12 protein-coding genes are annotated in these 14,245 nt (G+C 61.8%); 9 read left to right on the forward strand and 3 right to left on the reverse strand.

Annotation, left to right across the window (positions count from 1 at the left end; all coding sequences use genetic code 11):
- Positions 1-5: 5 nt before the first annotated feature.
- The 4 genes from QN084_RS12935 (at position 6) to QN084_RS12950 (ending at position 4,957) form a co-directional block, all read left to right on the forward strand.
- A complete protein-coding gene (locus QN084_RS12935; protein WP_069695273.1) occupies positions 6-1,085 on the forward strand; it encodes a HigA family addiction module antitoxin in 1,080 nt (359 codons plus the stop codon).
- Between the two features lie 55 nt (positions 1,086-1,140).
- Positions 1,141-1,608, forward strand: coding sequence for a hypothetical protein (locus QN084_RS12940; RefSeq protein ID WP_069695272.1), 468 nt, complete (start codon positions 1,141-1,143; stop codon positions 1,606-1,608).
- Positions 1,609-1,745: 137 nt separating this feature from the next.
- Positions 1,746-2,051: a hypothetical protein gene (locus QN084_RS12945; RefSeq protein ID WP_069695271.1), complete on the forward strand. Its 306-nt coding sequence runs from the start codon at positions 1,746-1,748 to the stop codon at positions 2,049-2,051.
- Between the two features lie 482 nt (positions 2,052-2,533).
- On the forward strand, positions 2,534-4,957 hold the full coding sequence (locus QN084_RS12950; RefSeq protein ID WP_069695270.1) for an ATP-binding protein: 2,424 nt from the start codon (positions 2,534-2,536) through the stop codon (positions 4,955-4,957).
- 212 nt (positions 4,958-5,169) lie between these two features.
- On the opposite strand, the gene QN084_RS12955 is transcribed toward QN084_RS12950, so the two are convergent.
- The 3 genes from QN084_RS12955 to QN084_RS12965 all read right to left on the reverse strand — a co-directional run bounded on the left by QN084_RS12955 (position 5,170) and on the right by QN084_RS12965 (position 7,789).
- On the reverse strand, positions 5,170-5,727 hold the full coding sequence (locus QN084_RS12955) for a recombinase family protein (protein ID WP_069695269.1): 558 nt from the start codon (positions 5,725-5,727) through the stop codon (positions 5,170-5,172).
- Positions 5,728-5,905: 178 nt separating this feature from the next.
- A complete protein-coding gene (locus tag QN084_RS12960) occupies positions 5,906-6,532 on the reverse strand; it encodes a thioredoxin-like domain-containing protein (RefSeq protein WP_069695268.1) in 627 nt (208 codons plus the stop codon).
- 69 nt (positions 6,533-6,601) lie between these two features.
- Positions 6,602-7,789: a TDT family transporter gene (locus QN084_RS12965; RefSeq protein ID WP_069695267.1), complete on the reverse strand. Its 1,188-nt coding sequence runs from the start codon at positions 7,787-7,789 to the stop codon at positions 6,602-6,604.
- Between the two features lie 106 nt (positions 7,790-7,895).
- Here QN084_RS12965 and QN084_RS12970 point away from each other — a divergent pair, with 106 nt between their 5' ends.
- From QN084_RS12970 to QN084_RS12990, 5 genes are all read left to right on the forward strand, one after another.
- On the forward strand, positions 7,896-8,849 hold the full coding sequence (locus tag QN084_RS12970; protein ID WP_168529529.1) for a LysR family transcriptional regulator: 954 nt from the start codon (positions 7,896-7,898) through the stop codon (positions 8,847-8,849).
- Between the two features lie 152 nt (positions 8,850-9,001).
- A complete protein-coding gene (locus QN084_RS12975) occupies positions 9,002-10,240 on the forward strand; it encodes an IS256 family transposase (protein ID WP_168529793.1) in 1,239 nt (412 codons plus the stop codon).
- A gap of 176 nt (positions 10,241-10,416) precedes the next feature.
- Positions 10,417-11,829 carry an MBL fold metallo-hydrolase gene (locus tag QN084_RS12980; RefSeq protein WP_069695260.1) on the forward strand — a complete coding sequence of 471 codons (1,413 nt, stop codon included), beginning with the start codon at positions 10,417-10,419 and terminating at the stop codon, positions 11,827-11,829.
- A gap of 111 nt (positions 11,830-11,940) precedes the next feature.
- Positions 11,941-13,215 (forward strand): MFS transporter, encoded by a 1,275-nt coding sequence (locus tag QN084_RS12985; RefSeq protein WP_069695259.1) that lies wholly within the window; start codon positions 11,941-11,943, stop codon positions 13,213-13,215.
- 156 nt (positions 13,216-13,371) lie between these two features.
- A complete protein-coding gene (locus tag QN084_RS12990) occupies positions 13,372-13,974 on the forward strand; it encodes a recombinase family protein (protein WP_285750096.1) in 603 nt (200 codons plus the stop codon).
- Positions 13,975-14,245 lie beyond the last annotated feature (271 nt).

A 14,245-nucleotide genomic window follows, 5' to 3' on the forward strand; every position in this document is an offset into this window, starting at 1 on the left:
TAGCTATGGCCCCCGAGCTAATTGAAGCTTTCCCTCCTGGGGATTTTCTTTCCGAGGAGCTTGAAGCACGTCATTGGTCCCAGAACGACTTCGCCCAAATTCTCGGACGCCCGGCGCAGTTCGTTTCGGAGATAATTGCCGGCAAGAAGGAAATCACCCGAGAGTCTGCGGCTCAGATCGGGGCAGCTCTTGGCACTGGCCCGGAGTACTGGCTAAACCTTCAGAATTCATATCTTCTGTGGAGTCAGTCTCAGAATGTCGCCACCCGCAAGGACTTGGATGAGGTAAAGCTCCGTGCTCGGATGAACGAACTGGCCCCGGTGTCTCTACTTCTTAAGCGCGGCATCCTGACTGGCAGATCTTTGGCCGAGCAGCAAAGTGAACTGATCGATCTGTTCCAGATCGAACACATTGAAGACACTCCGCGCTTTCTTGCAGCAGCACGTCGTTCTAACCGCGATGAAGAACCCACCCCGACTCAAAAGGCATGGCTGGCCTGTGCTCGAAAGCATGCGCAAAAGCTTGCGGTCAGCGAATACGACGCAGAAGGACTCACGAAGCTGGCCGAACGAGTGTCCGCCTTGGTTTCGGTCCCAGATAATTTCGCAAAACTTCCTGCTGAATTCGCTGCCGTTGGAGTACGTCTCGTCTACGTCGAAGCATTCCCTGGAAGCAAGCTGAACGGTGCCTCTTTTCTTCTTGACGACGACAACCGACAACCGGTAATCGCTCTATCAGGCCGAGGAAAACGACTCGATGTCGTCCTCTTCACTTTGCTTCACGAGGTGGCACACATCGTCCTAGGGCATGTGACACCCGAACACCTCGTAATTGACGAAGAGTCATCCAGGGAACCGACGGAGCTGGCGGCCGACGAGAAAGCTGGCGAATGGCAAATTCCAGGAGGGCTCCCTGCCCCGCCAGCAGCCGTGCGTAGGGGGTGGATCGATTCCACTGCGCAGCGGATAGGCGTTCATCCAGTGGTTGTACTCGGGAGACTGCAACGCGATAAGGCTCTCGACTACCGAACCGCTCTGGCAAAAGGAGCGCCGACCGTGAGCGCCCACCTAGAACGCTGGAGTTAGGTAGACATCGGTCATGGCAATGATGGATAGGAACCAACATGGAATCGCTTGAACTGTGACAGACACTGGAGACATTCTCGCGCTGTGGGCGCTGATCGTGAGCATTTTCGGAACCGGAATCGCCCTTACTGCTCTGGCGGTGGCCTATCTCGACTGGCGTCAAGTCGGTATGGAATCGCCATGGACGTTTACGGCCGTCGGCGGAGGCTACTGGAGACTGGAGCGCATCCACCGAAAGCCAGCGCAGATACGGCGATTTGAGTACGGCCAGATGTGCTCTGGGCTCCAGTTTGGAGTTGCAAGTGCAGCCGGCTTTCCTATGAAGGTGTATCGCAGGGGGGACACAGAACTCGTCTCCGTTAGCCCTTCCAGCAGCGTTGAGACAATCACCATTGTGTACAAAGAACATGGCTTGTGGGACAGGCTCAGAAGGAAAATCCCCAAGCGCAGCACCCTATATGCGCAGGGCTCAGTAGATGAGGGCTACGAGCGATGGGACACCCCGCTGCATCTGAATCCCTGATTCTCTGCGTGCCGGCGCGGCCACGAACGGCACGGAGACTGCGTATCCGGGCAACAGGCCACGGCTGCCGGTCGATACGCTGGCAGAGCGCGACCGACACAATGCGGTGGCGGAGCAACCAAACGATGGAGCAGAACATGGCGCTGAAGGATCCGTACAGAGTCCACCGGCAAATGCACTTGGGAGACTTCTTGGACCAGTTGGAGGACAAGAAGATGCTCACCTGGAGCTGGGGATACGAGAACAAGCGGGCACTCTTCAAAATCACCGAGCCGGAACGAAAGAGCGTCACCTACCAGATCAAGGAAGCGGAGGCTGTAGCTCTGCGCATAGCGGCGCGTGAGAACATTCCTTGGATCCCGGTACCAAACCCCGGAAACATCGACCTCTACCGAGAAACGAAGGCAAAGATCTCGCGGATGACCGAAGCAGCAAATCTCTAGCCTAAGCAGTTCATACGCTCGCTACTTGTCCAAGTGAGGCTAGTTGCGCCGCTCCGTCCGATAACGGCCGTTCACAACACAACACCCCGGACCGCATCGGTGTCCGGGGTGTTGTGTTCCATTGTGACTCGCGGCGATAAATGGCGGTGTTTTTGCGGCGCTGTTTGGCGCATCGTTCAGCGCGAAAGGGGGTCGATCAACGGGCGCAGGTATTTCGGGCACTTGCCCATGCCCGGGTAGGAGTCGAGGAGCCCGAAAGCCCCGCACGACTGATCAGGTGGTGGAGGTCCCCCAACTGCAACTCGGCAAATGACTTGCAGTTTCACCTTCCTTGGATGCCAGACGTGGCTTTCGGTTCTCTCGCCTGATTCAACGGCAGGCGCAAGCTTCAATGCTAGGATCCAACGGATTAGCTGGGAACAACCTTCTTCCGGGTTGGTTGGAGCGACATCACCGCTCGACCTAAAAATTGGGGATAAATAGTGTCCGACAAGTTTGACGCTGGCCTTGAGGCTCTGACCGCGCTCATTGATGCTGAGAACGAGCGCCAAGCCACGGATCGAAATGAAGCAACCACTCGCTACCAAGTAATCGACACCATCGTCCGGGATGTCCTGACTTGGGACGATCATGCGGTGGTGTGCGAAGACAAAGCTGGCACTGGGCGTATCGACTATGCGCTGGGGTTTCCTGCACGGCAATTTCTTATAGAAGCAAAGCGGGAGAACATAACCTTCAGTCTTCCTGCCGGGGTAAAGCACGGCGTGCATAGCTTGAAATCCCTGACACATGGAGCGGAAGCCAAAGCACTTTCTGATGCCGTGCAGCAGGCGATGGAGTATGCCAGTTCTAACGGCATACAAATCGCCGGTGTCTCCAACGGACATCAACTCATATTGTTCATCGGAGCCAGGGTCGACGGTGTCCCGCAGTCCGATGGCAAGGCGTTGGTGTTTACGAGCCTCGAGGACATGCGGACGAACTTTCGGGCTTTATGGGATGCTGCCAGCCCAGAGGGCATCGACAATCGAACACTCCTTCAACGCCTCGTAACGACCGTCAGCCAACCCCCGCTGCCTCTGTCGGCGCGTCTTCCGGTTTATCCAGGAATGAAGCGAAGGAACGAGCTGCAGGCTGACCTGGAAATACTTGGGGATTTATTCCTTGAGGACTTGGCAAAGATTGGGGACATGCGAGACCAGTTCCTTCGGGACTGCTATGCCACCAGCGGTGCTCTGTCGCAACATGCGTCGATCAGTAAAAACATCCTCGAAAGTAGATACGCCGCGCTCGACTATGAGGGCACAACAGAAGCCGTCCCAGCTCAAGGAAAAAGGGGATTAGCTCCTCAGCTAACCCGGGACATGCTGGCCACAGCAACCAACCGTCGGCCTATCGTCCTCCTCGGCGATGTTGGCGTCGGTAAGAGCACGTTCATACAACGGCTGGTACACGTGGACGCGGTGGAACTCTTTTCCCAGGCATTTACCGTCTACATCGACTTTGGTTCTAGCACTACACTTGCCGACCTCCGAGAGCACGTGCTGACTGAGACGATCAGACAGTTATCGGATCTTCTTGGTACATCATTGAATGACAACTCCTTCGCACAGTCGGTTCATCGGCGTGCACTTAAGGAGTTTGATTCATCTCCGTCCGGCCAGCTACGGGAGATTGATGAGAAGGCGTACAAGATCGCTCGGCTGCAGTTCCTGCAGAAGTTAGTGGATGACCGCCCGGGGCACATCGCGGCAAGTATCAAGAACATTCAAACCTCAAGGCGAAAACAAGTTGTCGTTTTCCTTGACAACGTGGACCAGAGAAGCACCGACGACCAGGACCAGGTCTTTCTGATCTCAAACGAGCTTGCAAGCACGTGGAATGCCACCGTCTTCGTGACCCTCAGGCCAGAAACGTTCTACCAATCGAAAAGAACTGGAGCTTTGTCGGGCTATCAGTCACGCGTTTTTACCATCGCCCCGCCCCGCGCCGACGTGGTACTAACCAAACGAATCCAGTTTGCCCTTAGGAACATGCACGGAATAAGCCAAGGCGGCCTCCTGCCGGCCAACGTATCCGTAAGCAGCGAGAAGCTTGAAACCTTCCTCCGGATGTTCGAAGAAAACCTACGGACGAACAAGGGCTTGATGTCTCTCATAGACAACATGGCCTCAGGCAACATGCGACTCGCCCTCCAGTTCGTTTCCGACTTCATTGGGTCAAGCCATGTCGCCACAGGCAAGATGTTGGAAATTATTGATCGCTTCGGACGGTACGATGTGCCCGTGCACGAGTTTCTCCGTGCTCTGCTCTACAAAGATCATGAGCACTTTGATCCGTCGGCTTCGGACATCGCAAACGTCCTGCGGCTGCGCGACTCTGACGGCCGGGCACACTTCTTGATCCCCCTCATAGTTTCCTTCTCCCAATCACGCGGAGACCAAGTTTCTGGTGAAGGGTTTGTTGACGCCGCAGAAATATTTGCCTTCAGTCAACTACTTGGTTTCACGGATCTTCAAACCAAGGAAGCCTTGGACCAGTGCATCAGAGAACGGTTGTTAGAGAGCACCCCGCGGTCTATAGAAAACCGAGACCGCATTTTCTATAGGGTCACCAGCGCCGGAGTCTATACCGTGAGGACGCTCTTAGGATTCTTCACGTATGTAGACGCCATCATCGTCGATACACCAATAACAGATCGTTCCGTCCGAGAGGACATACATGATGCCTACACCATCAAGGATCGGTTGTCCCGGGCAAAGGTGTTCAAGGCTTACCTCGATTCCCAATGGGACCGTATCGACGATGGCGATCTCCCTTGGAACTGGACGGATATCTCGAAAGTCCTGCAGCAGGACATCGACCGCGTAGAAAGCAAGGCCGTAACCCCCTACGAGCGGGCCTAACAGAGTTCCGAAGCCGAGCTGGCCACTGCCGCAGCAGACAAGCGCACCCCGGCTTCGCGAAACGCATCATAGAAGGACATCAACAAACGGTCCCTTCACCGGACAGGGGCCGTCATGTCATCGTCGGTCATGCTGGTCTGTCCCTCCGGGTGCGTTCGCTGCACCAAAGAAAGCGACACAACGCCCGTTACATCCCCATCCCGGACCAATGGCTATCGCGATAGCAGCTTCCGACCGTCAGCACGCAGTTCTCCTGTGGGTGAGACGTGCCGGTAAAGGGTCTGGCGTGTGATGCCAAGCTCGGTACAGAGTTCGCTGACTTTGGTGCCGGGCTTGCCCATGGATGCCATGGCCAAGCGGAGCTTCGCCGGGCTCATTTTGTAGGGTCTGCCGCCGTTGCGGCCTCGGGCCCGGGCGGAGGCCAGTCCGGCGAGGGTTCGTTCGGAGATGAGTTCGCGTTCGAATTCGGCGAGGGCGGCGAAGATTCCGAAGACGAGTTTTCCGGAGGCTGTGGTGGTGTCGATGGCGGCGCCCTGCCCGGTGAGGACCTTGAGTCCGATGCCGCGTTCGGTCAGGTCGTGAACGATGTTGACCAGGTGCCGCAGGTCCCGGCCGAGCCGGTCGAGCTTCCAGACCACCAGGGTGTCCCCGTGCCGCAGGGCTTTGAGGCATGCCGCGAGCTGGGGTCGGTTGTCTTTCTTTCCGGAGGCCAGGTCTTCGTAGAGCGAGCCGGCGTCGATGCCGGCGGCCAGGAGCGCGTCGCGCTGCAAGTCGGTGGTCTGGGATCCGTCGGCCTTTGAGTGTGACTTTTAGTCGGAGTTGGCGGTTAAATCGCAGTTTAGATTGGCGGTTTGTCGTCCCGCCCGGGAGCCATCAACGGGTGAGCGGCAGTTCATGGGACAGCGCGCGTTGGGGGCTGACCGGTCGAGCGGCGGTATGTCTCCTGATTTATCCGTTGACTCCGCCGCTGCAGGTCTCGCCGGGTTCGGGTGTCTGCGGACCCTGCTGAAATGCTTTGATGAATGCGAACAGCCGCGGATCTGCCGGGTCTGTGACGCTTAGTTGCTTTCCCCAGGCGGTTGCTTCGATGAGGGATCCCTGTCCGGGGAAGGGACTGACCAACACGTGGCTCTGGTTGGTTGCAAGCCGGGCGAGTTTGGCGATGTCATCGGCGGGAAGCCCGGGTTGGTAGCTGATCCAGACGGCACCGTGTTCAAGGGAGTGCACTGCCCGGGTTTCCTGCACGGGCCGGTCGTATGCTCCGCAGTTCGTCCACACCGGTGAGTGGTCTCCGCCGACGCCGGGACGTTGCGGATAGGTCACCGCGGTCTGGACGTGGTTCCTGCTCAGGCCGGCATAGCTGATGACTCCTTCGATCATGGTCGGGCCCTTCTCTGCTGACGGGGTCGGTTGGCCGGTGCCGTTTGCGGTGAGCCCGTAGGTGAGCGCGCCGGCTGCGAGGAGGAGTGGCACGCCGACGGCGATCAGTGGCCGCTGCAATCGGGCGGGCGACCTGGACCCTTTTGTGTTGGTGGGTGAGCGTTGCTGTGAACCGGGTGTTGTCCGGGGTTTCATGAGGCCACCTTCGGGCGCTGTGAATGGTTGCTTGTTTGCGTGAGGGGTTGCTGGTTCGCTGCGGCCCGCCTACGGTGCGGTCGTTGCGGGCTTCTGGAAGAGGGTGCCTTCGAGGATGCTGCCGTGGAAGGTCCGCGCGGCGACGATGATCCACGCGGCGACCAGCAGGGTGTAGCCTGCGACGGCCATTGCATCGAACACGGCGAGGTGGGTGTGGGCGGCGACGCCGGTCAGGCCGGTGACGCAGGTTCCGATGGGGAAGGTGAAGGACCACCAGGTCAGGGAGAACGGCAGGCCCTGACGGGCGGTGCGGATCGTGATGGCGGTTGCGAGGCCGGCCCACATGAGCGCGAAGCCCAGAACCGGCACCCCGTACAAGACGCCGAAGGCTTCCATCGCCCGGGCCAGGGTCCCGGACACGGCGAGGTGGGCGTTCCCGCCCAGGAGGTTCGCGGCGGTGATGGACTGGCCCAGCGGGCCCAGCACGATCCACAAGGTGGGAACGGCCGCGGCGGCCCCGATCTTGTGCCCGGCGAGGCGGTTCCAGATCAGTGTGGTGATGATGATGGAGGCCAGCAGGCTCAGTCCGAACATCGCGTAGCAGCCCATCAGCAGGGTCAGGCGTGCTTGCCCGGCCGGGACGTAGGGCAGCAGCAGGGCCCCGGTGGAAGCCGAAACCATGGGCGGGACGACGGGCATAAGCCAGCCGCCGAACGCACTGTCCTGTGTGACCTGATGCCGGGTGAACTGCAGGTACGGGACAGCGACGGCGCTGGCCAGCCCCAGCAGGGTCCCGGCGATCCACAGCACCGCATCGATGCCGAGTGCCAGCTGTTCGCCCAGGACGTCTTTGCCCAGCAGCAGGGTACCGGCGCCGACGGTGAGCAACGCCATGGGCGGTGCGCCGTAGAAGTGCGCCATCACCGGATGGCCGTGGTGGCTTCGGGCGGTTTCCCGGTGCCGGATCCAGTGCACCCCGGTCGCGGCACTCAGCAGGATCAGCAGCAGGGACGCCAGAGCCCAGACGACGGTGGCGCCAGTGCGCAGGCCGGGAAACTGCAGGGGCAGCGTCGCGGCCGCGGTCGCGACGATCCCGGTACCCATGATGGAGGCGAACCAGTTCGGGGTCAGGTTCGCGAACAGCTCCGAGGACCTATCCAGACGGCGCAGGACGCGCCGGCCCCCAGTACGGCGACCATGGGTCTGTGCCGGTGGTGTGGAGTGGTGTTCGTCGGCGGTCAGCAGCAGAGATTCCATACCTTCCATGCTCCCGGACCGGGACCTGCCGCAGTAGGGGGCATACACTTGTCAGGGTACAAGCCGGACTTGTATCACATGTGACGTTTCTGAAGGAGATTCCCCGATGCTCAGCCCCCGGATACCGGATCTCTCCGCCCTGGAAATGCTCGCCGCGGTCCATGATCTGGGATCCCTCTCCGCCGCCGGGAAACGCCTTGGACTGTCCCAGCAGGCTGTCTCCTCCCGGATGCGTTCCCTGGAGTCCCAGATCGGATCCGCCCTGCTGACCCGGACACCGCGGGGATCCACCCTGACAGAATCAGGTGCACTGGTCGCAGGGTGGGCGGCGGAGGTCCTCGCAGCCGCGGAACGCCTGGACGCCGGAATCGCCTCGCTCCGATCCGACACCGCCCGGCAACTGAAGGTCGCGGCCAGCCAGACCATCGCCGAACACCTGCTGCCGCTCTGGCTGGTCGCGCTGCGCCGCCAGCAGGAGAGCCTCGGACTCGTCCCCACCGTCGTGGAGCTGACGGTGAACAACAGTGAAGCCACCGTAGCCCTGGTCCGATCCGGACAGGCAGCCATCGGCTTCATCGAAAGCCCGCACCTCCCCCCGGACCTGAGCGCAGCGGCGGTACAGAACGATGACATGGTCCTGGTCGTCGCCCCGGACCACCCCTGGGCCCGGCGCCGGACCCCCGTCACAGCAGCCGAACTGGCTACAACCGCGCTGGTCACCCGGGAACACGGCAGCGGAACCCGGGACGCCCTCGAACACCTGCTCACCACCGCAGGGGCCCCGCCCCTGGCAGATCCGCTGGTGGAACTCTCCACGACAGCTGCCGTCCGCTCCGCCATCGCAGCCGGCACAGCCCCCGGAGTACTCAGCGCACTGGCCGTCCGCGACGACCTTGCCCTGCAACGGCTCATCGCCGTTCCCGTCCGCGGGCTACCCCTGCGCCGCACCCTGACCGCCATCTGGCAGACCGGCCCCACACCACCGCCCGGACCGGCCCGTGACCTTGCAGCCATCGCCGCCAGAGCTGTCCCGGGAGCCGGCACCCGCCGTAAGTCATGAAACCAGGCGACTTCGCGAAGCAGGGAGGTCGGCTGCCTAAAACGACCGTATCTGCTACAAACCAGCCGACTCAATGAAGAGGGGACTGTCTGATTAACGGTGGATCTGGTCTGGCCTGACCGAAAGGAAGGGCGATGACCGATGTCATCGAGATGATCGATCCTGTGACGGGAGAGATCATCGATGAGCAGCAGCTCGCGGAGCAGCTGCTGAAGCAGGCGAAGGAACAGGGTGTCGACCTCGTCGGCCCCGACGGGGTGCTGAACGGGCTCACCAAGCGGGTGCTGGAGACAGCGCTCGAGGCGGAGATGACCGAGCATCTTGGCTACGAGAAGCACGGCAACACGATCGCCGAGAACGCTCGCAACGGGATCCGATCGAAGACGGTGCTGACCGAGGTCGGTCCCGTCGAGATCGACGTTCCCAGAGACCGTGAGGGGTCGTTCGAACCGAAGATCGTCAAGAAGCGGCAGCGGCGCCTGACCGGCGTCGATGAGATCGTGCTGTCGTTGACCGCGCGGGGGCTGACGACCGGCGAGGTCGCGGCGCACTTCGACGATGTCTACGGGGCGTCGGTGTCGAAGGACACGATCTCGAGGATCACCGACAAGGTCATCGAGGAGATGACCGAATGGCAGAACCGTCCGCTGGATCGCGTCTACCCGGTGGTGTTCATCGATGCTCTGGTGGTGAAGGTCCGAGACGGCCAGGTGCGGAACAAGCCGTTCTATATCGCCGTGGGCGTTACTGTGAACGGGGAGCGCGACATCCTCGGGATCTGGGCCGGCGATGGCGGGGAGGGGGCGAAGTTCTGGCTCGGCGTGTTGACGGAGATCAAGAACCGTGGCGCCGAGGACGTGTGCATCGTCGTCTGTGACGGGCTGAAGGGTCTGCCGGAATCGATCAACACCGCCTGGCCGCTCGCGACGGTGCAGACCTGCATCATCCATCTGATCCGCAACACGTTCCGGTTCGCGTCCCGCCACTACTGGGAAGAGATGGGCAAGGACCTGCGTCCTGTCTACACGGCGCCGACCGAAGCGGCCGCTCGTGAGCGATTCGTGGAGTTCGACGCGAAATGGGGTCAACAGTATCCGGCGATCAGCAAGCTCTGGCAGAACGCCTGGTCCGAGTTCGTGCCGTTCCTGGACTGGGACGTGGAAATCCGCCGGATCATCTGCAGCACGAACGCGATCGAGTCACTCAACGCCCGGTACCGCAGAGCAGTCCGGGCGCGCGGGCACTTCCCGAACGACGCCGCCGCGCTGAAATGCCTCTACCTCGTGACCCGCTCGCTTGACCCGACCGGGCGCGGCAGGGCACGCTGGGCGACGAGATGGAAGCCGGCGCTGAACGCGTTCGCGATCGCATTCGAAGGCCGAATCAACTAATGAACGCCAAACCAGATCCACCGTTTATCGGACACACCCGCCTTCCGAAAACCACCAGCAGGCCTAGCACACGTACCGTTTGCCCGGCGCACATCCCTCATTGTGCTATACCCCCCGGGGTATTACACTTAAATCAATCCCCCCCAAGACACCCACTCCATGAAGGAGAACACCAGATGCTTATCGAGCGCATTTACGATGAAGACCTCGCCCAGGCCAGCTACCTGATCGGTTGCCAGGCCAACGGCACCGCCATCGTCGTTGACGGCCGCCGCGACATTGCGGTCTACCAGGACCTGGCTGAGAAGAACGGCATGAAGATCGTGGCCGTCACCGAAACCCACATCCACGCGGACTACCTCTCAGGAACCCGCGAGCTGGCCGCTGCCACCGGCGCGAAGATCTACGTCTCCGGTGAGGGCGGGCCGGACTGGCAGTACGAATTCGACGGCGAACGCCTTTACGACGGTGACAAGATCACCATCGGCAACATCAGCGTCCAGGCCGTGCACACCCCGGGCCACACCCCCGAGCACCTGTCATTCCTGGTCACCGACGGTGCGTTCAGCGACCAGCCCGGCTACTTGCTCTCCGGTGACTTCGTCTTCTCCGGCGACCTGGGCCGGCCGGACCTGCTGGACGAGGCAGCCGGCGGGATCGACACCCGCTTCGAAGGCGCCAAGCAACTCTTCGCCAGCCTGCGGGATAAGTTCCTGACCCTGCCGGACTACGTGCAGGTCCACCCCGCCCACGGCGCCGGCAGCGCCTGCGGCAAGGCCTTGGGCGCCATCCCCTCCTCCACCGTGGGCTACGAGCGGCTCTACTCCTGGTGGGGCCCCTACCTCGCAGCCAATGACGAGCAGGGCTTCATCGACGAGCTCCTCGACGGCCAGCCCGACGCCCACGCCTACTTCGGCCGGATGAAGCGGGAAAACCGTGAAGGCCCCGCCGTCATGGGAGAACGCGCTCCGCTCGAGGAACTGGAGACCGCTGACGTCGCAAAGGACCTGGCGGCGGACAAAGTCACGTTCATCGACACCCGGCCCAACAGCGAGGTCCACGAAGGCACGGTCACCCGTTCCCTGAACGTACCGGCCGGCAAGTCCGTGGCCAGCTACGGCGCCTGGGTAGTAAACCCCGAGACGGACAAGAACCCGTTGGTACTGCTCGCGGCAGACCAGGAACAGGCCATGGACATGTGGGACCACTTGGTCCGGGTCGGCATCGATAACGTCGCCGGTTACGTGACCAGCATCGAAGGGCTCCCCATGACTACGCCGAAGCTGATCCAGCCAGAAGAGCTGCAGGGCTTTGACGCCGCCTTGGTCGTGGATGTCCGCAACCGCAGCGAACACATCGCCGGGAACATCCCCGGCTCGTACCAGCTCAGCGGCGGCCGGATCATGTGGCACTTGGACAAGCTCCCCACGGACGGAACCATCGTGACCTACTGCCAGTCCGGCGTCCGGAACTCCGTGGCAGCCAGCGCCCTGCGCCGCGCCGGATACGACGTCGTCGAACTCGACGGCAGCTACGCCGCCTGGGACGCCTTCCAGCAGACCCGACAGAACACCGTCTCAGCAAAGTAAACCCCTAAGACCGCCAGGGCAGGACCCCCCTCCCGCCCGGGCCCGCCCGGACGCGTTCCGCCACGCGTCCGGGCACCTTTATGTCCCCCGCACGAAAGCGAGCACCTAGGAATGGCCAGAACAAAGGCGGGAAGCACCCTGGACTCCACCCGTTTCGCACTGGGCCTGCGACAGAACCTGGCGCAGTTCATGCTGCTGGTGGCAGTCAACGCCCTGGTGGGAGGGACGCTGGGCCAGGAGCGCACCGTGCTGCCCCTGCTCGCTTCCCAAACATTCCATCTGGACCTGTATACAAGTGCCCTGACCTACATCCTCGCGTTCGGCCTGTCCAAGGCCGCGATGAACTACTTCGCGGGAACACTCTCTGACCGGTACGGCCGCAAACCCGTCCTCGTCACGGGCTGGCTTGTAGCAATCCCTGTTCCGCTCATGCTCATCTTCGGCCCGTCGTGGGGATGGATCGTTGCGGCGAACGTGTTCCTCGGCATCAGCCAAGGCCTGACCTGGTCCACGGCCGTCATCATGAAAATGGACCTCGTTGGCCCGAAACAGCGCGGCCTCGCCATGGGTCTGAACGAAGCGGCAGGCTACCTCGGAGTCGCCGTCACCGCCCTCGCCACCGGGTACATCGCCTCCGCGTACGGGCTCCGGCCCGGCCCGTTCCTCCTCGGCGCCGCCTACATCGCCCTCGGGTTAGGCCTGTCAGTCCTGACCATTCGCGAAACCCACCACCATGCCAAGACGGAAGCCTCCCAGCACGTAAGTGCATACAAGAGTGCCGACGCCGGCCTCACCACAGGACAGGTTTTCACCCTCACCAGCTTCAAAGACCGCTCACTCTCCGCAGCCAGCCAGGCAGGACTGGTGAACAACCTCAACGACGGCCTCGCCTGGGGCCTCTTTCCGGTCCTCTTCGTCAGCTCCGGGCTAAACCTGAACCAGGTAGGGATCCTGGCCGCCGTTTACCCTGCGGTCTGGGGCGCCGGGCAGCTCTTCACCGGTGCCGCCTCAGACCGGTGGGGCCGCAAATGGTTCATTGTGACCGGCATGCTCGTTCAAGCCGCGGGACTCGCAATAGTCGCCGCAGCCCACAGCTTCGGGCCCTGGCTCATCGCCGCAGTCCTCCTCGGGCTCGGAACGGCCATGGTCTACCCCGCCCTCCTCGCCGCCATCGGGGACGTCGCACACCCCACCTGGCGGGCCCGCTCCGTCGGGGTCTACCGGCTCTGGCGTGACGGCGGCTTCGCCATTGGCGCACTCCTGTCAGGTCTTCTCGCAGATCTGTATGGGATTCCCGCAGCCATCGCGACCGTCGCTGCACTCACAGCCGCCTCCGGCCTGGTGGTCGCCGTTCGAATGCGCGGCAACGACCACATAACCGGGTAGAAACTGGCCCTTGGCCCGGCACGTCAACCCCGAATGACTCCGCACGAACGCACTACTGTCAGCGGTCAGCTGATAGGCAGACACGACACATAGCGACAACCGAACGCCGCCAAGCACCGCCAAAACCCACAGTTCCATGGCCCGTGTCAGGGAGCTATGTTCCGTCAGGGGCGTTTGCGGTACATTGTCGCCGTGGCCATGGTCGGATACGCACGGGTCTCCACACGGGATCAAAACCCCGACAGCCAGACAGACGCGCTGGTAGCCGCCGGCTGCGAGAAAATCTTCGTTGACCAGGCCTCAGGCGTGCTGGCCAGGAGGGCTTCACTCGATACGGCCCTGGACTACCTCCGACCCGGTGACACCCTCGTCGTCACCAAGCTCGACCGACTCGGCCGATCCGTACGCAACCTCAAAGACCTCGCCCAGTGGCTCCAAGACCACGGGGTTGGACTGAAGGCCATCTCCCAAGGCATCGACACAACCACACCTGGTGGCAGGCTGTTCTTCCATCTTCTCGCCGCCATCGCCGAGTTCGAGCACGACCTCATCGTCGAACGAACCCAAGACGGCTTGGCTGCTGCGCGGGCCAGAGGCCGGACTGGCGGCGGCAGGGTCAAAATGACCCCAACGAAAACCCAGCAGGCCCGGTCAATGTACGACCAAAAAATCTACACGGTCCGGGAAATCGCTGAGACGCTCGGCGTCTCCCGCGGAACCATCTACCGGCATCTGAGCCCTGGAACCGGCGGCAGCTGACCAACCCATCCCAGAGGGCCGAGACTGCCGGCGCGGCAGCCCGCACCAGGAATACGTCCTCGCTGCGCTCGGGCTGTAGAAGCGTCCTTCTTGTCTTTGGCTGCTGTCCTTCGGATTGTACGTGCCCGCTCCGGCCCGTCTAGCCCCTCCTTCGTCGGGGCCTGCGTGCCGTGAATTTCCCTGCGGCGCTCCTGCGTCGCTGATTTCCTCCGGGAATTTCACGTCCCTTGCCCCATGGGTAGACAGGCCTCCGTCGGGCACAGCTCCGCAA

The sequence above is a fragment of the Paenarthrobacter sp. R1 genome (assembly GCF_030264015.1).
GTDB lineage: Bacteria > Actinomycetota > Actinomycetes > Actinomycetales > Micrococcaceae > Arthrobacter > Arthrobacter ureafaciens.

What these genes read in the sequence shown, in the direction of transcription:
- QN084_RS12980 (WP_069695260.1), top strand. Translation starts at nt 10,417, where the DNA reads ATGCTTATCGAGCGCATTTACGATGAAGACCTCGCCCAGGCCAGCTAC.
- QN084_RS12975 (WP_168529793.1), top strand. Translation starts at nt 9,002, where the DNA reads ATGATCGATCCTGTGACGGGAGAGATCATCGATGAGCAGCAGCTCGCG.
- QN084_RS12935 (WP_069695273.1), top strand. Translation starts at nt 6, where the DNA reads ATGGCCCCCGAGCTAATTGAAGCTTTCCCTCCTGGGGATTTTCTTTCC.
- QN084_RS12965 (WP_069695267.1), bottom strand. Translation starts at nt 7,789, where the DNA reads ATGGAATCTCTGCTGCTGACCGCCGACGAACACCACTCCACACCACCG.
- QN084_RS12960 (WP_069695268.1), bottom strand. Translation starts at nt 6,532, where the DNA reads ATGAAACCCCGGACAACACCCGGTTCACAGCAACGCTCACCCACCAAC.
- QN084_RS12945 (WP_069695271.1), top strand. Translation starts at nt 1,746, where the DNA reads ATGGCGCTGAAGGATCCGTACAGAGTCCACCGGCAAATGCACTTGGGA.
- QN084_RS12985 (WP_069695259.1), top strand. Translation starts at nt 11,941, where the DNA reads ATGGCCAGAACAAAGGCGGGAAGCACCCTGGACTCCACCCGTTTCGCA.
- QN084_RS12990 (WP_285750096.1), top strand. Translation starts at nt 13,372, where the DNA reads ATGTTCCGTCAGGGGCGTTTGCGGTACATTGTCGCCGTGGCCATGGTC.
- QN084_RS12970 (WP_168529529.1), top strand. Translation starts at nt 7,896, where the DNA reads ATGCTCAGCCCCCGGATACCGGATCTCTCCGCCCTGGAAATGCTCGCC.